Source organism: Caballeronia sp. LP006, from assembly GCF_031450995.1.
In the GTDB taxonomy this organism is placed as follows: Bacteria; Pseudomonadota; Gammaproteobacteria; order Burkholderiales; family Burkholderiaceae; genus Caballeronia.
This window is the reverse complement of sequence record NZ_JARTVW010000002.1, coordinates 25,561-46,879: the sequence shown is the minus strand read 5'-3', so window position 1 is coordinate 46,879 and position 21,319 is coordinate 25,561. Positions and strand designations below refer to the sequence as shown.

The following is a 21,319-nucleotide window of genomic DNA, read 5'->3' as shown; positions in this document are numbered from 1 at the left end:
AGAAAGCAGGCAGCGCGCGGCAATGAACCACGCGCCGCGTACGTCACATCAGAACGGATACTGCTTGTAGTTGGTCTTGTCGACATCAACCCAACCGGTACCGCGCACGATCACACCCTTGCCCGGGCCCTTGCTCACGGTGACTTTGTTGTATCCGGTAATGCCGAGGTCCGTACCGTTGTCGATGGTCTTGCCTTCCACCAACATCTGCGCGACCTTGTTCATTGCGAGACCGGCGAGCTTCGGGTCCCAGAACGCGATGCCGTTGACCGCTCCGCTTTCGAGGAACTTGCCTGCTTCAGTCGGCAGGCCCGTGCCATACACGCAGATCTTGCCGACCTTGCCCGCTTCTTCCACTGCACGGCCAATGCCGATCACATCCAGCGACGACGAGCCCTGAAAGCCCGTCAGATCCGGATGCTTGCGCAGCACTTCCTTCGCGACCTGATAAGCACGCTCGCCGTCGTTATTCGTTTCAAGCTTCGGCTCGACCAGATCCATTTTCGGATATTTGGCCTTTGCATTGCCGATACCGCCATCGGCCCATTGCACTTGCGAGCGGCTGCCGAGCGAGCCCACCAGCACGGCCCACTTACCCTGGCTTCCCATGCACTTCGCAAGACGTTCGTTCAAGCCCGCACCGTAGGCGGTGTTATCGAACGCTTCGATATCCACCATGGTGTTCTTCGCGTTGTCCGCTTCATGCGTGACGACCTTGATGCCGCGATCCATCGCCTTCTTGAGCGCGGGTTCGAGCGTCGGCGGATCATACGGCACGACTGCAATCGCCGTGACTTTCTTCGCGATCAAGTCTTCGATGATCTTCAGCTGTTGCGCGGCATCGGCACGCCCCGGACCTGTCTGATACACGGAGATGTTCGGATTGTCCTTGCCGAACTGCTTTACGCCTTCGTCCATGCGATTGAACCAGTTGATGCCGGTCACTTTAACGACCGTCACGATGGTCTCGTTGTTCGCAGCTTGCGCGGCTGCAATGGCTCCTGCCGCAAGCGCGATTGCCGTGAGCGCGGTGGTGATTTTCTTGAGTTTCATAGTGCTGTCTCCTTTGCCTCTGTCACTTGGTCTCTTTATGAATCACGGGGAAATAAAAGCGTTTCAACGTCCGGTCGATGCGGGCGGATGCGGCACCTTGCTGGAAGGCTTCGCGCCGCCTATACCGAAGATTGCGCGCACGCGTTCGCCACCTGCGAATGCAAGCGATGCAAGCAGCAAGAAACCCCACGCGCAGTCACCGAAGAATTGCGACACGCCGAGCAGATTGAACAGGCTCGACAGAAACTGCAAGACGGTCGCGGCAAGAAACACGCAGACTATACGTCCATAGCCGCCAGCGGGATTCACGCCGCCCATGACCGCGATGAGGATTGCGATCAGCAAATACGAATTGCCGTAATCCCATTTCGCGCTCGACGTATGCGTCGCGCTGATGAGTCCGGCAAGCGATGCAAGCACGCCGCAAAGACCATACGTGACGATCAGCATGCGCGTGCGCGGAATGCCCGCATAAAACGCGGCCTTCGGATTCGTGCCCATGAGATACAGCCGCAGACCGAACGGCGTGCGCTTCAATATCCAACCGAGCAACAAGACGGCGGCGACGAAAATCCACAACGATATGGGTACTTGCAGGAAGGTGCCGTTACCGATGTTGGAAAGCGGATCGACATATTCCACCCGCACCGAAGCACCGTTACTCAGCACCACCGCGATACCCGTGAATAGCAGTTGCGTGCCGAGCGTGCAGAGAATGGGCGTGAGTCTCAGCTTCGCGATCACCACGCCATTTAGGATACCGCCAAGCGCACCCATTGCCACGACGATGCATACGAACACGCCGGTATAGAGCGCCGGTGAATCGTCGCCCGAGACCATTTGCGGCAGCAACATTGCCGCGACCATGCCGGACAGATTCGCGAGCCCCACTCCGGACAGATCGATCCCGCCATTGCCCGACACCATCGACAGCATGATGCCGAGTGCGAGCAGCCCGAGTTCGGGCAACTGTCCGCCCATCGACTGAAGATTGTCGATGTCGAGAAACTGTCCTTTGGAAAGCCATGTCGCGATGATCACGACCAGCAAGTTCACGCCGACCAGAAAGTTCAGCTGGCGATCGGCGAGCCACTTCGATCCCTTCATCGCACCTCGCTCCTTTCGCCGAGCACAGCGTTGATTTCATCGAGACGCGGCATCGACGGAGCGGTGCCCGCGCGTGTCACCGAAAGGCTCGCCAGCGCGCAACCGAAGCGCACGGCAGCCAGTGCCGAATCGCCGCGTGCAAGCGCCGCTGCGAAGCCGCCTGTGAAGCCATCGCCCGCGCCTGCGGTCTCGACTACACGGCCGCAGTCGAAGGCCGGCACGAGTTCGGATTTGCCGCCCGACGTATGCAGCAATGCGCCCTTTTCTCCGAGCGTGACGATCACCGCACGCGCGCCCTTCTTGAGCAAGACATCCGCTGCGCGGCGAGCGTCATCGACCGATTCGATCGCCACGCCCGTGAGCGCGGTTGCTTCCGTTTCATTGGGCGTGATGTAGTCGCAGAGCGGATAGATGTCGTCGGTGAGCGGAAGCGCCGGCGCGGGATTGAACACCGTTATCACGCCATGCTTGCGCGCGAGTTCGAGACCACGACGCGCAGCGGGCAGCGGCTGTTCGAGTTGTGTGACGAACACGGATGCACGTGCGATATCCGCTTCGATCGCCTCGATGTCTCCGGGTCCAAGCGTGCCCGCAGCGCCGGCCGCCACGATGATCGCGTTGCCGCCCGTGTTTTCGTCGACGTAAATATGCGCGGCACCCGTGGCGATGTCGTCCAGCACGGTCGCACGCGATGCGATGCCTTCAGCCGCCCACGTTGCCTGTGCGATTTGGCCGAACGCGTCGTTGCCAATGCGCGTGCAGAAGATCACGTCGGCGCCCGCACGCGCGGCCGCCACGGCTTGATTCGAGCCCTTGCCACCCGGACCCATTGCAAACGCCGAGCCTGCCACGGTTTCGCCAAGCAAGGGCATGCGTTGTGCACGGAACGCGAGGTCGGTGACGTAGATGCCGAGAATGACCACGCTCATCGCGCTTCTCCTTCAGACGCGTCGGCAGCGAGCTGCACGCCCTTCTTGAAGATGAAGCAGCCATAACCGCGCGCTTCGCCCGTGGCTATCACGCAATACGCATTCTTGGCGCGTTCGTAGAACGCAAAACGTTCGATCGGCGCGAAAGCCTGTGCACGCCCTTCTGCGTCGTCCACTTCGCGTTGCGCCTCGCGTTGCACAGCAGGCAAAGTAGTTGCATTGCCAACTACTTCCATGCGGCCTGCCGGATCTTCGACGAACGTATCGAGCGGCAAAACCGAAAGCACGGCACGCACCGCACGCGGCGCGCTCGCGCCATCCATGCGCAGCACCTTGCCTAACACCGTTTTCCGGGCCACCGAGTCAGCGGGAAAATGAGCGTCGCAGATCACCACTTCGTCGCCATGTCCCATCGCGGCAAGCGCGTACAGGATGTCGGCATTCAATAGTGGATCGATATTCTTCAGCACAGCGTCTCCTCCATGCATGGGCGCGCTTCGTCCCGAAGTCTTCGCCCTTCAATTCTCACATGCGTACCGTCGATCAATCGCCGTACGGCACCCAGATATTCTTCACCTGCACGGCCTGCCGCAAGAACGGCAAGCCTTCGCTCGATGCATCGTGCCAGTCGAACACGCGACCGTTATCGACGAACGTGCGTTTCAGATTACCCACCGACTCACGTTCGGCCAGCGTCGAAAGGGCCGCGCCGTGGAAGCACCAGAGCGCGTCGACATCGTCGTGCTGCGCGAGCGTTTGAGCTAGCGAGCGTACATCGCCCGTGACGATATTGAGCGCACCGCCTGGCACATCCGACGTTTCCGCGATCTGATAGAAGTCCGTCGCCATCAGCGGACACGTCTCGCTCGGCACCGCGACCACGCGATTACCCAGCGCAAGCGCAGGCGCCACCAGCGACACGAAGCCGAGCAACGGCGCTTCGTCGGGGCACACCACGCCGATCACGCCGAGCGCTTCGTGCATGGCGAGCGCCACACCGTGCAAAGGCGGCGCATGCACCACACCGTCGAATTTGTCGGACCATGCCGCATACGTGAAGAAACGCGCAATGGATGCTTCGACTTCGCGCTTCGCATCGCGGTCGCTGGACCCGGCACGCGTGACGAGTTGCCTTGCGAACTCATCGGCGCGCGCACTGAGATTCTCGGCCATGTAATACAGCACCTGCGCGCGATTATGCGCGCTTGCGGCCGTCCACTTCGTCATGCTGCGCGCAGCGGCCACCGCGTTGCGAATGTCCTTGCGATTGCCCTCGCCCACTTCGCCGACAATCTCGCCCGACGGCGAACGCACGAGCCGCGAATAGCCGCTATCGGGCCGCGCTTGCTTGCCGCCGATAAAGAGCTTCGCCGTGCGGTCGATGGTGCTGACATTGCCCGTATCGAGCAACGCATCGGGCTGTGCCGGCGTTGCCTTCATTTCCCCGCGAACTGGCAGCTTCGCCCAGACACGCGGTTTCAGGTATTCATAGACGCCTTCGCGTCCACCTTCGCGGCCAAAGCCCGACTCGCGATATCCGCCGAAGCCCACGGCTGCGTCGAAGAGATTGGTTGCATTGATCCACACGACGCCGCATTGCAGGCGCGGCGCAACGTCCAGCGCGCGGCTGATGTTCTCGCTCCACACGCTGGCCGCGAGACCATAGCGCGTGTTGTTGGCCAGTGCGACGGCTTCCTCGGGCGTGCGAAAGCTCATCGTCACGAGCACCGGACCGAAGATCTCCTCCTGTGCAAGCGTGCTTGCAGGCGCCACGTTGGTCACGAGCGTCGGCGGAAAAAACGCGCCGCCTTCGGGCAACGTGAGACGCGACGGCTGGAAGATGGCGCAGCCTTCGCTTTCGCCCTTGGCGACGAGCGAACGAATACGTTCGAGTTGCACGTCATCGACGATAGCGCTCATGTCGATGCCTTTATCGAGCGACGTCCCGACCCGCAGCGTCTCCATGCGGCGCTTGAGCTTGTCGACGAAAGCCGCTTCGATGCCTTCCTGCACGAGCAAACGCGAACCCGCGCAGCACACTTGTCCTTGATTGAACCAGATGGCGTCGACCACGCCTTCGACCGCGCTATCGAGATCGGCATCGTCGAATACGATGAAGGGCGACTTGCCGCCCAGTTCGAGCGTGAGCGATTTTCCCGAGCCCGCCGTCGTCGCGCGAATCTGCCGACCCACTTCGGTCGATCCCGTGAACGCAATCTTCGCGACACGTGGATGCTCGACGAGCGCCGCACCCGTGCGGCCATCGCCCGTCACGACATTGAGCACGCCTGCCGGCAAGCCCGCGCGATGCGCCAGTTCGGCGAAGAGCAACGCGGTAAGCGGCGTGTATTCGGCCGGCTTGAGCACCACGCAATTGCCGAGCGCGATAGCAGGCGCGATCTTCCAAGAAAGCATCAGCAGCGGAAAATTCCACGGCACGATTTGCCCGATGACACCGAGCGGCGCCCAGTCGGCGAACTCGCGATCCTGCAACTGCGCCCAACCCGCGTGATGCAGAAAATGCCTTGAAACAAGGGGGATATCGATGTCGCGCGACTCGCGAATCGGCTTGCCGTTGTCCAGCGATTCGAGCACGGCGAAGAGCCGCGCATGTCGCTGCACCATGCGCGAAAGCGCATAGAGATGCCGCGCGCGTCCCGCACCGCCAATCGCTTGCCAGCCTTCGAGCGCGGCTTGCGCGGCTGCCACGGCAGCCGCAACATCGGCATCGGTGCCTTGCGCGATGGACGCAAGTACGCGCCCTGTCGCCGGCTCGCGCGATTCGAAACGCTCGGCGTTGTCGTCATCGCGCCATGCGCCGTTGATGAAATGACCGAAACGGCCGGCGTGTTGATCGAGCCACGCGCGCACGGCGCGATCGTCTTCCGGTGCGGGTCCGTATTCCATCGAAGAAAAATATTCGGCTACGCTCATGAGGGCTGTGTGTTGGATGCGTGATGCGTGATTCAGGCGACGGGATGGCGATTGAACGACGAATACCGTCCGCTCACGTGATGTTCGAGTTGCCGCTCGATATCGGCGAGAAGGCTCGACGCGCCAATGCGGAACAACTCCGGTTCGAGCCATTCACGCCCGAGTTCTTCCTTCATGAGGATCTGATATTCGAGCGCGGTCTTGGCCGTCGAAACGCCGCCCGCAGGCTTGAAGCCGATGGCAACGCCGGTGCGCGCCAGATATTCGCGGATCATGCGCACCATGACGAGCGAGACGTCGAGCGTGGCGTTGACGCTTTCCTTCCCCGTCGATGTCTTGATGAAATCCGCGCCGGCCATCATGCAGATCATCGATGCCTTGGCGATGTTCGACAGCGTGCGGATGTCGCCCGTGCCGAGAATCGCCTTGACGTGCGCATTGCCGCAAGCGGCGCGGAAGTCGCGCATCTCGTCGTAGAGCGCCTTCCAGTTACCGGTCAACACGTACTCGCGGGTGACGACGATATCGATCTCTGCCGCGCCGTCCTTCACCGAGGCCTCTATCTCGCGCAACTTGAGTTCGTGCGGATTGAGACCAGCGGGAAAACCCGTGGAGACGGCCGCGACCGGAATGCCGCTCCCGTCCAGCGCGTTCACGGCGGCTTTGACATAGCGGTGATACACGCAAACCGCGCCTGTCCTGATCGATCCAGGCGTCATGCCGAGCGCTTCGAGCAAATCGTCTCGCACCGGGCGACGCGCCTTTGCGCAAAGACGTTCGACGCGCGCGGTGGTGTCGTCGCCGCTCAACGTGGTGAGGTCGATGCAGGTGATCGCCTTGAGCAGCCACGCGGCCTGTGCGTCTTTCTTGACCGCGCGACGCGTGCCAAGCGTGGACGCGCGGCGCAGCACGGCGGACTGATTCACGCGCAAGCCATCGAGCCACGAGAGGTCGAAGGGCACGCCAGGATTACGATCGCTCACATGCCCGGCTTGGACTTTCCCGGGCCACGCGACGACGGACTTCGTTGCAGTTTCCAGCATGAGATCGAGGTGCTGCGGTCTTGTGCGACGCACAACATGTTTTGATAGATTGATCTCATTCTAAATCACATTTGTGAAGATCGTAACATAGGGAAAGTTCGGAGGCGCTGTGGGAGGATTTAGGGCATGGGGCTTGCGGACGGTTTGCTTTCTCATACGCTGGAGCCCCCATGCATATTATTTGCCACATGATGTCCTCGCTCGATGGCCGCAGCCTTACCGACGGCTGGCATCTCGACTTTGCATCGCCGTATTATGAAGAAACCGCCGCGACCTTCAAGGCCGATGCCTGGGCGTGCGGCCGCGTCACCATGCAGGAAATCTCCCACGGCAAGGACAAGGATTATCCGCGTGGCCTCGCCAAAGGTCCTATCGAACGCACGGACCATTTCGCCAAACGCGACGCAAGCCAGTACGCAATTTCAATCGACCCTAAGGGCCGCGTGACGTGGAAGACGAACACGGCACTCGACTCGCATATCGTCGAAGTGCTCGCGGAAGATGTCGATGACGACTACCTCGCCTATCTGCAATCCATCGGCGCGTCCTACGTGTTCGGCGGAAAGAAGGATATCGAGCTCGCGCGCGTCGTGGAAACGCTCGAGCGCGAGTTGAAGATCGGCACGTTGATAGTCGAAGGCGGCGGACATGTATCGGGCGCGTTCGTCAATGCGCAACTCGTCGATGAAGTCAGCGTGCTGATCGTGCCGCTCGTCGACGGCCGCGAGGCGCATCCCTCTTCATTCGAAGTGGCGATGGACAAATGGCAAAAGCCCGCTTATCTCAAGCTCGATTCGGCGAAGACGCTCGATAACGACATGGTGTGGCTGCGTTATAAGCGCAAGGACTAGGCTAGCGCATCCACGCGCGCGAGGAACGCCAGCAATTCGCCGACAATCGCTTCGGGCGCATCTTCCTGCATGAGATGCCCCGAGCACGCCACTCGCGTGAACCGCGCGCCCGGAATGCGCGAAGCCAATTCGACGCCGCGTTTCGCTGGAATCCACTGGTCTTCCTCGCCCCAAAGAACCGTCACGGGGCAACGCAAATCGCCAAAGCGTGCTTCGATTTCATCGGTATAACGCTGGTCCATCTGCGCGATCTGTCTGTAGAAAGCCGCCTGTCCCGGTTCGCCGATCCACGGCCGCGTGTAGATGCGCAGCACGTCTTCCGAAAGCGGCCGATGCGCCGCGCCTTGCACATAGGCATCGACCATGGCGCGGTGTATGTAGGGCGGCACGCCCGCGAACGCACTCTCATGCTCACGAACGTGCAGCACGAAGGGCGATCCCCACGGCGACAGCGCGACAGGGTCGATCAGCATCAAGGAACGATAAACGGAGCCGTTCAGTAACGCGGCCCGCAACGAAGTGGCGCCACCGAAGTCGTGCGCGAGCACGTCGGGCAACGCGCCCTTCCAGTCACGCTTCCAGTGATCGAGCAATGCCGCGAGCACGCGATTCTGCACGCCGAGCGATACGTCCTGCCCCTCGCGCTTGTCCGACTCGCCGTATCCCAGAAGATCGAAGTAATGCACGCGATGCGTCCGCGCCATCACCGGCGCAATCCGCCGCCATACCTGCGATGAGAACGGCGTGCCGTGCACCATCACGAGCGGCGCGCCCTCGCCTATCGCGCCATAACGGATAGCCTGACCTTCGAAGTCGAAAACCTGGTCGAGCGGCAATGCGCCCGCTGATGAATCGCTCATGGCTCGCTGTCTGCGTTGGATGTGGTCCGACAGCATAAACCACGAACGCGAAATCGGCCGCAACTCTGTTTGCAACTCGTTTTGATGATACGAGTTGCGGCCGGATGCCTTGCTTAACGCAGATTCGTGCGTGCCAGCTCGACGATTTCGTCGCCACGGCCGCTCAAAATAGCACGCAGCATGTAGAGACTGAAGCCCTTCGCTTGCGATAGCTCGATGGTCGGCGGCATCGCCAATTCATGCTTGGCGGTGACGACATCGACGAGCGCGGGGCCGTCGTGCGCGAAGGCATCGCGCAATGCGCCCTCCAGTTGCTCCGACTCTTCCACGCGCACCGACCATATGCCCGCGCCCTTTGCAATCTGCGAGAAGTCGGTCTTGCTGAGATCGACATTGGTGTCGAGATAACCGCCCGCCTTGAGCTCCATCGACACGAAGCCGAGCAAGCTGTTATTGAAAACGACGACCTTGATCGGCAGCTTCAACTGAATGGCGCTCAAGAGATCGCCTAGCAGCATGGACAAACCGCCATCGCCCGACAGTGAGACCACTTGCCGTTGCGGATGCGCCGCTTGCACGCCGAGCGACTGCGGCATTGCGTTCGCCATGGAACCGTGATTGAACGAGCCATGCAACTGACGCTTGCCATTCATCGTGAGGTAGCGCGCGGCCCACAACGTGGGCGTGCCGACATCGACGGTAAAGATGGCATCCTCGGCGGCGATGTCATCGACCAGCTTCGTGAGATATTGCGGATGAATCGGACGGCCAGGCGCGGAAGGTGTCGCGTAGTGATCGAGGTCCTTGCGTGCATCTGCATAGTGCTTGAGCGCGTTGTCGAGGAAGCGTCGTTCCGTCTTGCGCGTGAGCTTGGGCAAGAGCGCCGTGAGCGTCTCCTTGATGGTGCCGACGATACCCATGTCGAGCGGCGTGCGCTTGCCGAGCTGCGCCCCGCGCCAGTCTATCTGCACGACCTTCGCGTGCGGCGGATAGAACGGCCGATAAGGGAAGTCGCAACCGAGCAGCACGAGCGTATCGCAGGACATCATGGCGTGATAGCCCGAGCTGAAGCCGATCAAGCCCGTCATGCCGACATCGAACGGATTGTCGTATTCGATGAATTGCTTGCCGCGCAACGCATGCACGACCGGCGCTCCGAGTGTATCGGCAAGCTCGACCACTTCGTCGTGCGAGCCCGCCACGCCGCTGCCGCACATGATGGTCACGGCTTCGCAGCCGTTGAGCATGGCCGCGAGTGTGTCGAGTTGCGATTCGGCTGGAACGATTGCGCTCGGCTCGCTTGCGGTCCACCGTGGTTCGACTCCGGGTCCGTCGCTCAAGGCAACATCGCCCGGCAGCACGATTACCGCGACGCCGCGTTGATCGAGCGCCGCGCGCATCGCACGTTCGAGCACGCGCGGGAACTGCGATGCGTTCGACACCAGTTCGACGAAGTGACTGCATTCCTTGAAGAGCTCTTGCGGATGCGTTTCCTGAAAGTATCCGAGGCCGATTTCCGTCGATGGAATATGCGCGGCAATGGCCAGCACGGGCTGTTGGTTACGATGACAGTCGTAAAGCCCGTTGATGAGATGCAGATTGCCGGGACCGCAACTGCCCGCGCAGACGGCGAGCTTGCCGGAAGAAGCTGCGTCCGCGCCCGCGGCAAAGGCCGCGGCTTCTTCGTGGCGAGTATGCATCCAACGAATAGACCCGACTTTATCGAGGCTGTAGGCAAGTCCGTTGAGGCTGTCGCCCGTCACGCCCCAGATGCGTTCGACGCCCGCAGCGGCAAGCGTCTTTGCCAGATAGTCGGCGATGGTGCTTTTGGCCATGTTCACTCCAATGACATACAGGTTCGTTGGACGGTTGCACGTGTACTTAGACAGAAGAAATATCACAGTGCACGCTGACACGTCGTAAACCGTGCTGTCATACCAAGGGCCCGGTCCGAAGACCAGGCCCCTGGTGAAGCGTTTTCAAAGGTCGTCGAGCGTTATTTCATCGACATCAGATGCGGCAGAAACTGCGGAATATGCGGGAAGAAAATGATCAGCAGTAAGTCGATCACGAGCGCGAGAATGAAAGGCAGAATCGCACGCGTCGCCTTTTCGACCGATACACCACCAATGGACGCCGCCGTGAAGAGGCAGAAGCCAATAGGTGGAAGATTGATGCCGATAGCCGAATTGATCAGCACGATCACGCCGAATACGACGGGATCGATATGCATCTGCACGACGAGCGGCAGGAACACCGGGATTATCACCGCGATACTCGAAATGGTTTCGAGCACCGTATGCGCCGCGATCAGAAACAGGTTGATGAGAATGAGCAGGATGATCGCGCTCGTCGTGATCGCAAGGAAACTGTTCGCCACATGCAAGGGAATTTGCGCTTCGATCAGATACCGGCCGAGCACGAAGGCAAGACCCAACAGGAACGACACGCGCGTCGTGTTCACCGACGTCTTGACGAGAATCTCCTTGAAATGCGAGAGCTTCAAGGTGCGGAAGATGAACGCGCTCACCAGCGTGACGTACACCGCCGCAACCACGCCTGCCTCGACCGGCGTGAAGATGCCGCCAAGGATGCCGCCCAGAATGATGATCGGCGTGAGCAAGGCCCAGAATGCTTCGCGAAACGTAGTCCACAACTTGCGTGCGCTGAACGGCTCGACCGCGCTGTAGTCGTTGCGCACGGCGGTCACGTAGTTCACGATCATGAACGAAGCGACCACTAGGAGCATCGGCAAGATACCGGCAATAAACATTGTGCCTACCGATACATTCGCCGTGTAAGCATAGACGAGCATGCTCATCGATACCGGCGAAAGCAGCCCGAGCGATCCCGCCGCCGATTGCAATGCCACCGCGAACGCACGCGAATAGCCCTTCTTCACCATGCCCGGAATCATCACGGAGCCGATCGCCGCCGTATCCGCCGTGGCCGATCCCGAGAGGTCCGCGAAGAACATGCTCGCAACAATCGTGACCTGTCCGATACCGCCACGCATGAAGCCGACGAGCGCTTGCGAAAACTCGATGATGCGTCGCGAAACGCCGCCCGAATCCATGATCGCGCCCGTGAGCATGAAGAACGGAATCGCGAGCAGACCCCCGTTATTGAGGTTCGAGAAGAGCTGTTGCGGAATGACGAGCAGCGGCGTGCCATTGATCGACAACGCCAGCGTCGCCGCGATACCAATACAGATGGCCACCGGTACACCGAGGCCAAGCAGCCCTGCGCCTAGAGCGATTGCCCACATGATGTCTTTATCCTAGAGATGGTCGGACACGCCTTCGATCAAAGTGGCGTTGGTCTGCGTCTGCGGCGCGAGGTGCGACACGACGATGCGCACCAGCGAATGAAACACGAGCAACGCGCCGCACACGGGAATGGAAAGATACGGATAGACCATCGAGATGGGAATCGATGCGGCTGTCTCCGTGCCCATCAACGCGAGCATGTCCGAGCCATACGCGACGAACACGGCGCCGAGCGCGAGAATCGCGCAGTCCGTGAAGTCCTTGAGCAAGGGCGCGATCGCCGCCGGCACGCGATCGGCCAGCACGCGCACTTCAGGATGTGCGCGTAACTTGACGCCTGCCGCCGCACCCAGGCACGTGAGCCAGACGAAGAGATACGCCGCGGCTTCGTCGGACCACGAAAGCGAGTCGTGCAGCACGAAGCGGAACACGACCCCGAGACCGGCGACGATCACCGCTGCCAGCAAGAGGCAACTGCTGACGAACAGGTTCAGCTTCAGAACCATGTCGTCGATGAACATCAAGCCACGCGCGAGCTTTTCCATACGGGTTTCCTCCGGCACTTCCGGTGACAAAGGCGTCATTTGGATGCCACGGACGAGGCCTGCTTGGCCGCGTTCATCTCGGCGTAGAGCGCGGCGCCATCCGGAATCTTCGCAACGAGTTCGTCACGCGCGGACTTCGTGGCTTCGGCCCACGGCGCAGTGTCGACCATCGTCACTTGAATGCCCTTGGCCTTCATCGTCGCGAGTGCGGCGTCGTATTCGCGCTTGTACTCCTTCAGGTCGAAATCGGCGGCGACCGCGGCTGACTCTTGAAAAGCCTTCTGGTCAGCAGGCGACAGCTTGGTCCAGGCGCTCTTGCTCATCGCGAGCACGACGGGCAGGTAGTTCACGTGCGTCACATAGAAATGCTTGGCGACGTCGGAGAACTTGTCCTGCACGAATTGCTCGGGCGATGTGTCCGCGCCATCGACGAGGCCTTGCGACAGCGCGAGGAACAACTGGTTATAGGCGAGCGGCGTGGGGTTCGCGCCGAGCGCCTTATAGCCCGCGATATAGCCGGGGCTTTGCATCACGCGCACCTTCAGGTCCTTCATGTCGGCAAGCGACGTGACCGGACGCTTGGTCGTGAAGAGATTGCGTTCGCCGACAGCAAGCCACGTAAGACCGACCATGTTGACCGGCTGCATCATGTCGAGATACTTGCGGCCGACGGGTCCTTGCAGCACCTTGTTCGCCTCATCCATGCTGCTGAAGAGATAAGGCATGTCGAAAATTTGCCATTGCTTGATCGTATTGTCGATAGGCGCTTGCGCGGAGATCATGAGTTCCTGCGTGCCGGTGCGCAACGCCTGCGCCATCTGCACTTCGCCCCCGAGTTGCGATTGGGGAAAGAGCTGAATCTCGACATGGCCATGCGTGCGTTGCGCGACTTCCTTGGCGAAGACCTGCGCGGTCAGTTGATAGTGATTGTCCGGTGCGAGCGTATGGCCAAGCTTCATCACGACCTTGTCCTGCGCCATCGCGCTGCCTGTTGCGGCGACGCACAATGCGGCGAGCACGGCGCTCATCGTCACGCGCAACGAGCGATGCGCCTTGAAAAGCGAATTCATGTTGTCTCCTTCCCACGTTCTTCACGATATGGACACCGCCTTCTGCCTCTTCTTGTGCCTCATGTGTCGTGCATGTCGAAGAGCGACGGGTTGACGCAAGTATTTGTGATCGCGTCAACGGTGCGTTAGGACCAGGCTCCAGATTTCTTGTACTTTTTAACGCTGGTTTCCATGCAAACGCGACGTGACGCTAAAAAGTCCAAAAGATCGCGCGAACCGTCCTACCGCGTGAACCAAGCGCATCTTTAAAGTGACTTCCACGTTGACGGTGTGTCGCTCGCAAGCGATACGCCGTGTTTACCCCACCTAATACACTGGTTCGTCAACATGGCCAAACGCCCGCACATGGACTGTTATGCAATCGGCGATACCGCCGATTTCGCAAAGACCGTATCCGAATACGACATCTATGGATTTGCCGGGATAGTCGGCGACTTTTACGCCGTGCATCTGAACGAAGAGTTCGCCAAGACCACGCGCTTCGAGAAGCGCATTGCGCAAGGCTGTCTCTCGGTCGGCTTTCTTTCGACAGTCATGGGCCATATGGCGGCGAAGGCGCCGAGTCCGGGCGCGGTGTCGTATCGCTATGACATCACGTTCAATGCGCCGGTGTTTATAGGCGATACTGTCACTGCGCGTCTCACGCTCGAAGAGAAGGATGAAGAGCGCAACGTGTGCGTATTCGTCGCCGATGTCACGCGGCAAGACGGCGTGGTCGTGGCATCGGGCAAGACTTACCTCAAGGTGCTGTGACACGATGCTGATGAACACCTCGCCCGTCATAGCGGAACAGCACGGCGCGCTGCGTCTCCTGACGCTCAACCGCGCCGATAAACTCAATGCCTTCACGCCGGAAATGCTCGCGGCGCTCGAAGCAGGACTCGACGATGCACTCGCCGACGATGCAACGCGCGTTATCGCCATCACGGGTAGCGGTCCCAAGGCCTTCGCTGCCGGCAACGATATCGAGCGACTGGTCACGCTCGACAGCGCGGGCGCGTATCGTGACATGGTAGCCGGGCAGCGCGCGTTGTTGCGCCTGCATGAAAGCGCCAAGCCGACCATCGCAATGGTCAATGGCTTCGCGCTAGGCGGCGGTTTCGAATTGGCGCTTGCCTGCGACTTCGTGATTGCATCGACGAAAGCGAGCTTCGGGTTTCCCGAGATCACGCTCAATACCATGCCAGGCTGGGGTGGCACGCAACTCGCCGTCGCCAAGATGGGGCTCGCCTGCGCCAAGCGATTCGTGTTGAGCGGGCGGCGTCATACGGCTCAGGAATGCGCGTCGTTCGGCTTTCTGCACGAGATCGTCGAACACGATGCATTGTTCGATACAGTGCGCGAGTTCGCCGAAACACTCGCCGTCTACGACCCCTTCGCAATGGAAATGGCGAAGCGCGCGCTCAATCGCGCGAACGAAATGCCCTTGTCCGCAGGACTCGACTTTGAAGCAGCGCAATACGCGGTGAATTTCACGAGTGAAGGCGCGCGCGCGGGCTTGAGGCAGTTCATGGAAAAGCGCCTTGCACGGCGCGCCTCGACCGTGACGGTGACTGAATGAGCACGATACATCGTTTGCCTCACTGGCTCGGCGAAGAGCACGCCATGATTCGTGAAGCCGTTCGCCGCTTTGCCGACAAAGAGATTGCACCGCATTCCGAGGAGCTCTGGGAGCAAGAAGCCTTTCCCTACGATATCTGGCGTCAAGCCGGCGAGCTTGGCTTCACCGGCCTGCCTTATGCGGAGCAATGGGGCGGTGGCGGTGGCGACTGGCTTTCGTTTGTCATCGTGCTAGAAGAACTGGCGCGCGTGGATTGCGCGGTCGCGAACGCCTTGATGGCCAATTCGACTGTCGCGAGTCTCTTGTCGAACTACGGCACCTCGACGCAAAAGGACCTTTATTTAAGGCCTATTCTCGAAGGCCGCCAGATCGGTTCGATCGGTTTGTCCGAGCCCGATGCGGGATCGGATGCGGCCAACATCGCCACACGTGCGCACTTCGATGGCGAGCGCTGGGTCATCGATGGTGCGAAGACTTTCATCAGCAACTCGGGCACTGAACTCGGCGGGCCGGTGGTAATCGCGGCTGTGACCGGTACGCGTGCCGATGGCAAGAAAGAGATTTCGAACTTCATCGTGCCTTCGGACACTACTGGCTATCAAACGGGCCGCAAGCTGCGCAAGATCGGCTGGCGCGCTTCGATCACGCACGAGTTGTTCTTCGAAAACTGCGCAATTCCCGCAGAGAATTTGCTTGGTGAACGCGGCGCGGGTTTGCGTCAGACGCTCGCGCAGATCAGCACAGGCCGCATTTTAATCGGCGCGCTTGCGCTCGGCATCTTGCAAGGCTCGCTCGAACGGTCCGTCGAATACATGAAGACGCGCCGCGCGTTCGGCCGCGCGATAGCGGAGTTTCAAGGCCTGCAATTCAAGGTCGCCGACATGGCGACGCACGCGCATGCCGCACGTCTCATGCTTTACGACGCCGCCACATTGAAGGACAGCGGCGCGCCGTTCGACATGCAGGCATCGCAAGCCAAGCTCTTCGCCTCCGAACAGGCGATGCACGCAGCGCATCAGGCTTTGCAGATACACGGCGGTTACGGTGTGATGGCGGAGTATCCGGTAGCGCGTGCATTCGGCGACGCCAAGGTGCTCGAGATCGTCGAAGGGACATCCGAAATACAACGCATGATCATCGCGCGTGCGGCGCTTGCCTGATAACGCGCGGACGAAGGGGGAGTTTATGCTGGAAGGCATCAAGGTACTGAGTTTCACCCACTTTCTGCAAGGGCCCGCCGCCGTGCAGATGCTCGCCGATGTCGGTGCTGACGTCATCAAGATCGAGCCACCGGGCGGCGCGTTCGAGCGAAGCTGGACCGGCGCGGACGCTTTCGTCGAAGGCGTGAGCGTGTTCTTTCTGCTGGGCAATCGCAATCAGCGCAGCATCTCGCTCGACTTGCGTGAGGAAGCCGCGTGTGAAATCGTGTGGCGTCTGATCCGCGAAGCCGACGTATTGATAGAGAACTACCGCCCCGGTGTGCTCGACAAGATGGGCTTCGGCTATGCGCAAGTGCACGAGGTCAACCCGCGTCTCGTGTATTGCTCGTGCACGGGTTATGGATCGTCGGGTCCCTATCTCAAGCGCCCGGGACAAGACCTGCTATTACAAGCGATGAGCGGCATGACCATGCTTTCAGGTGAAGCCGATTCGCCGCCGACGCCTGTAGGCTCCGCTATTGTCGATCAACATGCAGCGGTGCTGGCAGCGTTTGGCGTGGTTGCTGCACTTCAGTCGCGCGAACGCACGGGTGTGGGTACGCGTGTCGAGAGCAATTTGCTGAACGCGGCACTGGATTTGCAGATCGAGCCTTTCACGTACTACATGAACAAGGGACCGCTCTGGCAGCGCACCCAGCCGCCAACGGGCAGCCGCTTTCATCCTGCGCCCTATGGCGTCTATAAAACGCTCGACGGTTATATCGCGATCTCGCTTACACCGACGCAGAAGCTCTCCAATGCGCTCGATGTCCCCGCGCTCGCCGAGTTCACGCATCCGAAAGACAACGTGCGGCGTCGCGATGAAATCAATCGACTGGTCTATGACGCGTTGACCAGGCGCACGACAGAAACATGGATGCGCGTCTTCGAGGAGCACGATATCTGGTTCGCGCCGGTCAACGACTACGAGCAGGTCGAGGTCGACCCTCAAGTCGCGCATAACCAGATGATCATGTCGTTCGAACACGAAGAGGCGGGACCAATACGCGTACTTGCGCATCCGGTGCGCTATGACGGCGAGGCGCCGCCCATGCGACGGCATCCGCCGCGACAGGGCGAGCACACACGTGAGGTGCTGGCCGAACTGGGTTATGACACTACGCGGATCGACGAACTGGTCGATGCCGGCATCGCGCTGACTTCGAGGAGAAATGCATGAGCGCCCAACTACACGCTGCTCCCGCAGCACCCGAACTGCTGCGCTTCGACGATGTGGAAATCGGCCGCTCGCAGGTGGACGTCCACACCGTGGTCGAATCGGCGGTCAATGCGTTCGGTCATCTGTCGGGCGATCTGAATCCCCTGCACATGGAGCAAGCGTTTGCGGAGCGCTCACCGTTCGGAAGACGCGTCGTGCACGGCCTGTTGACGGCCTCGCTCGTCTCGGCCGCACACACGCGACTGACCGGTCCGGGCTTCGCTTATGTCGGACAAGAACTGCGTTTTCTGGGGCCAGTGTTCATCGACGACACCATCACCATCAACGTGACCGTGGTGGAGAAGAAGGACGCCAAGCGAATTCTCGTGATGGACACCATGGTTCGCAATCAACGCGGCAAGGTCGTGCTGAGCGGGCTTTCCGCGCTAAAAGAACTCAAGTTCGAATGAGACGCGTCGGGGAATCCGCCAGTTACGGGCGGCGCAAGCATTCGTTAGACTCGGATGCAGCGCCGCGAAAACGAGCGCAGCACGAATGAAGCGCCGCCCGCAGGAGACGAAAGTTGAGTACCGCATGTGGTTGCCACGTTCCGGTCATCAAGATCGAGAACTACGAATATGGCGCGCACGTCAAGTCGATGGACTTCCACTTTGCGCCGCTCGAAGTCATGAAGTCGACACTGCCTTATCCGCATCGGCATGACTTCTATCACATCGCCTGGGTGGTGACGGGCACGGGTCATCATGTCATCGACTCGGTGCGTTACGAGGTGCGTCCGCAGTCGCTGTTCTTCATGGCACCAGGCCAGATACACGACTTCGTTCTATCCCCCGATACGGTCGGCTGGTCGATCAGCTTCTCATCCGAGTTCTTTTCGTTTCGCGTGCAGAACCGGCATTCGGAAACCGAAGTGCCGGTGCACGACTTCGATCAGCTTGCCGCAGCGGTCTATCTGAACGACGCGCAAGCGCATGAAATGATGCGTCTCATCGACGGCATGATGGACGAGTATCGCTCGGAACTGCACGGCCATCAGGATGCAATCTGGGCTTATCTGCGTATCTTTTTGCTCAAGGCCGCGCGCATGAGCAGCGCGGCGGCGGTCACGGAGTCGGGCACGTCGCGTAACGTGTTGTTGTCGCGCCGCTTCAAGAGCCTTCTGGAGAAGCATTTTCGCTCGATGAACGATGCCGCCGACTATGCGCGTCTGCTCAACGTGACCGAGCGCGCGCTCAACGAAGCCACGCGCGCGGCGCTCGGCAGCACGGCTGCAAAGCTGATACGCGAACGCGTCATGCTCGAAGCCAAGCGCTTGCTGCTGCATTCCGAAGTGAACGTCGCGGAGATCGCATCGCAACTCTCTTTCGACGACCCCGCTTATTTCAGCCGGTGCTTTCGCAAGCACACAGGCCGCTCACCGATCGACTATCGCCGCAGCCTCGACAAGTTGCATATTTGAACGCGCATTCGGTATTCCATGCAGAAATGTCCAACAGATCCCGCGTTTCATCCTAACGTCGCGTGAGCATGGGTTTTTAGAATCGACGTGCGTGTTCAACGTATTCTGCAACCCACTTGCATGAGACAAGCGCGAATTAAGCGCGTCCGCTCTCGTCCACAGGAGACAAAGTGTCGAACGCTACAACCCCGCTCTCCGATATCTATTCACTCACGCAGGACCAGACACGGCTCTTTCGCGAAACGCTCGACCGCACGGCTGTAAAAGTCGCGGCCGATGAATTGAGTTTCGGTGTCGAGTTTCCGCAAGTCACGGGTCCCGATGGCGAATGGGTGCGTCTGCCCGCTTCGCTATCCGCCGGCTATGACGGCGACGCCTGGAGTCACGGCAACTGGTTCTGTGGCTTCTGGGTAGGCCTTTTGCTCACGTCGCATCTTCATACCGGCGACGCGAAATTTCTCGAATGGGCTCGTGCGCGCATGCTGCTGGTCGAACAACGCGCGGACGATCCGAACACGCATGACATCGGCTTCATCTTCGACAGCAGCGCGGTGCCCGGCCATCACATCACGGGCGATGCACGCTTTGCCGATATCGCGTTGAAGGCGGCGGACAAACTGCGCGCCCGCCTCGTCACCACGCGCGATGGCGCTTATCTCGCGTCATGGGGACCGCTCGCCGATCCGCGCGGCAGAAGTGCATCCGCAATCGATACGATGGCCAATCTCTCGCTGCTCTACTGGGCGGCGAATCATGCCGATGACGGCAGCTATCGGCATGCAGCGGACGCGCATGCCGCGATGACTGCACGCGCCTTCGTGCGTCCCGACGACTCGACGTATCACGCCGTCGAATACGATCTCGAAACGGGCGCGCGCAAACGTGGCTACACTTTTCAAGGCGCATTCGACGAGTCTGCATGGAGCCGCGGTCAGGCCTGGGCGATCTACGGGTATGCGAATTCCGCGCGCGAAACGGGCAAGCTCGCGTATATTGAACTCGCCGAGCGTCTGGCCGAATACTATCTGCGCCGTCTCGATGGCCGTCAAATTCCCCCTTGGGACTTCGACGCAACCGGCAGCGATGCCGACATCAAGGACACGGCCGCCGCCGCTATCGTCGCATCGGCTTTGCTCGAACTGGCGCGCATTCATCCATCGGCGGATGCCGCTGCAAAATGGAGCCGTCACGGAGTCGCGATGCTCGAAGCGTTGTGCCGCGATGAGTTCACCAAAGACGGCGAACACGGCCTGCTGCACAACTCCTGCTATTCGAAGCCGCACAACATTGGCGTGGATGGCGCGACCATGTTCGGCGACTTCTTCTTTGTCGAAGCCTTGTGTCGTGTCGTGCATCCGGGCAAGCTGCGCCCGCTCGACGCACCGCGCATTCCTCTAGCGTAAAGAACAATGCCGGCGACATACGCATGTCGCCGGCATTCGTTCAGCCCTTGCGGACGGCGTCGGGCAAATCGCGTCCGTGGAACTTCTTGTAGATCGCGTTGAGGTTGCCGTTCTTCTGGTTCGTGCTGACCCACTTGTCCACCCACTCTTTCAGAGCCGGTTGATCCTTGTTCATCGCAATGCCGAGATCGAAGTTCTTCTGTTCGAACTTGAGTTCGATATTGCGTGCGGGCGCACGTTTCTGCATTTCCTGAAGGTTCGACGGCGTGCTGGAGAAGATGTCGATCTGACCCGCGACCATCGACGTGATGAGCGTGGCGTCGTCTTCATAGCGCTGAATTTGCGCGCCCTTCGCTTGCTGCGTCGTCAGCGTGTCGTTGACCGTTGCACGCGTGAGCCCGATGGTCTTGCCATCGAGGTCCGCATAGTCCTTCACCTTGATGCTCTTAAGCCCACCCACGATGATGGTGATCACCGCATAGGGAATCGAGAAATCGACGACCTTTGCGCGCTCCGGCGTGATCGACAAGTCGGCGATCACGAGGTCGGCGCGCTTTGCCTGCAAGGTCGGAATGCGCGCGGCGTTAGTGATCTGCACGAGTTCGAGCTTGACGCCGAGATCTTTTGCGAGCGCGGCGGCGGTATCGACATCCGAGCCTGCGGGCTTGAGGTTCTCGTCGGCGTAGCTGAAGAGCGGCGTGCCCATTGCGATGGCAACGCGCACGACGCCGGCCTTCTTGATGTCATCAAGCTGATCGGCCATTGCGCTGTGAATGGCGCCTGCCATCATCAATGCCGCCACGCATGCGCGTGCAATGTGTTTCTGTGCTTTCAAGTGATGTCTCCGTCTTCTTGG

The 21,319-nt window shown here is 60.3% G+C and carries 20 protein-coding genes; 8 read left to right on the top strand and 12 right to left on the bottom strand.

All coding sequences use genetic code 11. The features are described from left to right. Nucleotides 1–48: 48 nt before the first annotated feature. From P9250_RS00970 to deoC, 6 genes are all read right to left on the bottom strand, one after another. On the bottom strand, nt 49–1,053 hold the full coding sequence (locus P9250_RS00970) for an autoinducer 2 ABC transporter substrate-binding protein (RefSeq protein ID WP_250468013.1): 1,005 nt from the start codon (nt 1,051–1,053) through the stop codon (nt 49–51). Between the two features lie 63 nt (nt 1,054–1,116). Further along, nucleotides 1,117–2,160: an ABC transporter permease gene (locus P9250_RS00965; RefSeq protein ID WP_250527283.1), complete on the bottom strand. Its 1,044-nt coding sequence runs from the start codon at nt 2,158–2,160 to the stop codon at nt 1,117–1,119. Further along, a complete protein-coding gene (gene rbsK, locus P9250_RS00960) occupies nt 2,157–3,089 on the bottom strand; it encodes a ribokinase (protein ID WP_310390725.1) in 933 nt (310 codons plus the stop codon). Before rbsK ends, P9250_RS00965 begins: the two co-directional genes overlap by 4 nt. Continuing rightward, nucleotides 3,086–3,559 (bottom strand): RbsD/FucU family protein, encoded by a 474-nt coding sequence (locus P9250_RS00955; RefSeq protein WP_244831365.1) that lies wholly within the window; start codon nt 3,557–3,559, stop codon nt 3,086–3,088. The genes rbsK and P9250_RS00955 overlap by 4 nt, the downstream gene beginning before the upstream one ends. A gap of 73 nt (nt 3,560–3,632) precedes the next feature. Further along, on the bottom strand, nt 3,633–6,023 hold the full coding sequence (locus P9250_RS00950) for an aldehyde dehydrogenase family protein (RefSeq protein ID WP_310390724.1): 2,391 nt from the start codon (nt 6,021–6,023) through the stop codon (nt 3,633–3,635). Nucleotides 6,024–6,055: 32 nt separating this feature from the next. Beyond that, a complete protein-coding gene (deoC, locus tag P9250_RS00945; protein WP_310390723.1) occupies nt 6,056–7,066 on the bottom strand; it encodes a deoxyribose-phosphate aldolase in 1,011 nt (336 codons plus the stop codon). A 170-nt stretch (nt 7,067–7,236) separates the two neighbouring features. Between deoC and P9250_RS00940 the strand changes: the two genes are divergently transcribed. After that, on the top strand, nt 7,237–7,917 hold the full coding sequence (locus tag P9250_RS00940) for a dihydrofolate reductase family protein (protein WP_310390722.1): 681 nt from the start codon (nt 7,237–7,239) through the stop codon (nt 7,915–7,917). Here P9250_RS00940 and P9250_RS00935 read toward each other — a convergent pair. The 5 genes from P9250_RS00935 to P9250_RS00915 all read right to left on the bottom strand — a co-directional run bounded on the left by P9250_RS00935 (nt 7,914) and on the right by P9250_RS00915 (nt 13,661). Next, nucleotides 7,914–8,777 (bottom strand): alpha/beta fold hydrolase, encoded by an 864-nt coding sequence (locus tag P9250_RS00935; RefSeq protein ID WP_250468007.1) that lies wholly within the window; start codon nt 8,775–8,777, stop codon nt 7,914–7,916. The genes P9250_RS00940 and P9250_RS00935 overlap by 4 nt on opposite strands. Nucleotides 8,778–8,890: 113 nt before the next feature. Next, the gene (poxB, locus tag P9250_RS00930; protein WP_310390721.1) at nt 8,891–10,612 is read right to left on the bottom strand and encodes a ubiquinone-dependent pyruvate dehydrogenase; all 1,722 of its coding nucleotides are present in this window, start codon (nt 10,610–10,612) and stop codon (nt 8,891–8,893) included. Between the two features lie 161 nt (nt 10,613–10,773). Continuing rightward, a complete protein-coding gene (locus P9250_RS00925) occupies nt 10,774–12,045 on the bottom strand; it encodes a TRAP transporter large permease (RefSeq protein WP_310390720.1) in 1,272 nt (423 codons plus the stop codon). 12 nt (nt 12,046–12,057) lie between these two features. Continuing rightward, entirely contained in the window at nt 12,058–12,630 is a 573-nt protein-coding gene (locus P9250_RS00920; RefSeq protein WP_250494045.1) for a TRAP transporter small permease, read from the bottom strand. After that, nucleotides 12,627–13,661 carry a TRAP transporter substrate-binding protein gene (locus P9250_RS00915; protein ID WP_244831357.1) on the bottom strand — a complete coding sequence of 345 codons (1,035 nt, stop codon included), beginning with the start codon at nt 13,659–13,661 and terminating at the stop codon, nt 12,627–12,629. The genes P9250_RS00920 and P9250_RS00915 overlap by 4 nt, the downstream gene beginning before the upstream one ends. Before the next feature lie 327 nt (nt 13,662–13,988). Between P9250_RS00915 and P9250_RS00910 the strand changes: the two genes are divergently transcribed. From P9250_RS00910 to P9250_RS00880, 7 genes are all read left to right on the top strand, one after another. Continuing rightward, nucleotides 13,989–14,414 carry a MaoC family dehydratase gene (locus tag P9250_RS00910; RefSeq protein WP_244831356.1) on the top strand — a complete coding sequence of 142 codons (426 nt, stop codon included), beginning with the start codon at nt 13,989–13,991 and terminating at the stop codon, nt 14,412–14,414. 4 nt (nt 14,415–14,418) lie between these two features. Continuing rightward, nucleotides 14,419–15,222 carry an enoyl-CoA hydratase/isomerase family protein gene (locus tag P9250_RS00905; RefSeq protein ID WP_244831355.1) on the top strand — a complete coding sequence of 268 codons (804 nt, stop codon included), beginning with the start codon at nt 14,419–14,421 and terminating at the stop codon, nt 15,220–15,222. Next, nucleotides 15,219–16,382: an acyl-CoA dehydrogenase family protein gene (locus P9250_RS00900; protein WP_250468005.1), complete on the top strand. Its 1,164-nt coding sequence runs from the start codon at nt 15,219–15,221 to the stop codon at nt 16,380–16,382. The genes P9250_RS00905 and P9250_RS00900 overlap by 4 nt, the downstream gene beginning before the upstream one ends. Nucleotides 16,383–16,407: 25 nt before the next feature. After that, the gene (locus P9250_RS00895; protein ID WP_310390719.1) at nt 16,408–17,601 is read left to right on the top strand and encodes a CoA transferase; all 1,194 of its coding nucleotides are present in this window, start codon (nt 16,408–16,410) and stop codon (nt 17,599–17,601) included. Next, nucleotides 17,598–18,050: a MaoC family dehydratase gene (locus P9250_RS00890; protein ID WP_244831352.1), complete on the top strand. Its 453-nt coding sequence runs from the start codon at nt 17,598–17,600 to the stop codon at nt 18,048–18,050. Before P9250_RS00895 ends, P9250_RS00890 begins: the two co-directional genes overlap by 4 nt. Before the next feature lie 113 nt (nt 18,051–18,163). Continuing rightward, nucleotides 18,164–19,060, top strand: a complete 897-nt coding sequence (locus P9250_RS00885) for a helix-turn-helix domain-containing protein (protein WP_244831351.1) — start codon at nt 18,164–18,166, stop codon at nt 19,058–19,060. A 170-nt stretch (nt 19,061–19,230) separates the two neighbouring features. After that, complete coding sequence (locus P9250_RS00880; RefSeq protein WP_250468003.1) at nt 19,231–20,463, top strand: glycoside hydrolase family 88 protein; 1,233 nt, start codon at nt 19,231–19,233, stop codon at nt 20,461–20,463. Nucleotides 20,464–20,503: 40 nt separating this feature from the next. Here P9250_RS00880 and P9250_RS00875 read toward each other — a convergent pair whose 3' ends face one another. Next, the gene (locus P9250_RS00875) at nt 20,504–21,298 is read right to left on the bottom strand and encodes a transporter substrate-binding domain-containing protein (protein WP_244831349.1); all 795 of its coding nucleotides are present in this window, start codon (nt 21,296–21,298) and stop codon (nt 20,504–20,506) included. Nucleotides 21,299–21,319: the final 21 nt, after the last annotated feature.

What these genes read in the sequence shown, in the direction of transcription:
- P9250_RS00915 (WP_244831357.1), bottom strand. Translation starts at nt 13,661, where the DNA reads ATGAATTCGCTTTTCAAGGCGCATCGCTCGTTGCGCGTGACGATGAGC.
- P9250_RS00925 (WP_310390720.1), bottom strand. Translation starts at nt 12,045, where the DNA reads ATGTGGGCAATCGCTCTAGGCGCAGGGCTGCTTGGCCTCGGTGTACCG.
- P9250_RS00950 (WP_310390724.1), bottom strand. Translation starts at nt 6,023, where the DNA reads ATGAGCGTAGCCGAATATTTTTCTTCGATGGAATACGGACCCGCACCG.
- poxB (WP_310390721.1), bottom strand. Translation starts at nt 10,612, where the DNA reads ATGGCCAAAAGCACCATCGCCGACTATCTGGCAAAGACGCTTGCCGCT.
- P9250_RS00935 (WP_250468007.1), bottom strand. Translation starts at nt 8,777, where the DNA reads ATGAGCGATTCATCAGCGGGCGCATTGCCGCTCGACCAGGTTTTCGAC.
- P9250_RS00905 (WP_244831355.1), top strand. Translation starts at nt 14,419, where the DNA reads ATGCTGATGAACACCTCGCCCGTCATAGCGGAACAGCACGGCGCGCTG.
- P9250_RS00890 (WP_244831352.1), top strand. Translation starts at nt 17,598, where the DNA reads ATGAGCGCCCAACTACACGCTGCTCCCGCAGCACCCGAACTGCTGCGC.
- P9250_RS00895 (WP_310390719.1), top strand. Translation starts at nt 16,408, where the DNA reads ATGCTGGAAGGCATCAAGGTACTGAGTTTCACCCACTTTCTGCAAGGG.
- P9250_RS00940 (WP_310390722.1), top strand. Translation starts at nt 7,237, where the DNA reads ATGCATATTATTTGCCACATGATGTCCTCGCTCGATGGCCGCAGCCTT.
- deoC (WP_310390723.1), bottom strand. Translation starts at nt 7,066, where the DNA reads ATGCTGGAAACTGCAACGAAGTCCGTCGTCGCGTGGCCCGGGAAAGTC.
- P9250_RS00920 (WP_250494045.1), bottom strand. Translation starts at nt 12,630, where the DNA reads ATGACGCCTTTGTCACCGGAAGTGCCGGAGGAAACCCGTATGGAAAAG.
- P9250_RS00970 (WP_250468013.1), bottom strand. Translation starts at nt 1,053, where the DNA reads ATGAAACTCAAGAAAATCACCACCGCGCTCACGGCAATCGCGCTTGCG.
- P9250_RS00965 (WP_250527283.1), bottom strand. Translation starts at nt 2,160, where the DNA reads ATGAAGGGATCGAAGTGGCTCGCCGATCGCCAGCTGAACTTTCTGGTC.
- P9250_RS00900 (WP_250468005.1), top strand. Translation starts at nt 15,219, where the DNA reads ATGAGCACGATACATCGTTTGCCTCACTGGCTCGGCGAAGAGCACGCC.
- rbsK (WP_310390725.1), bottom strand. Translation starts at nt 3,089, where the DNA reads ATGAGCGTGGTCATTCTCGGCATCTACGTCACCGACCTCGCGTTCCGT.
- P9250_RS00910 (WP_244831356.1), top strand. Translation starts at nt 13,989, where the DNA reads ATGGCCAAACGCCCGCACATGGACTGTTATGCAATCGGCGATACCGCC.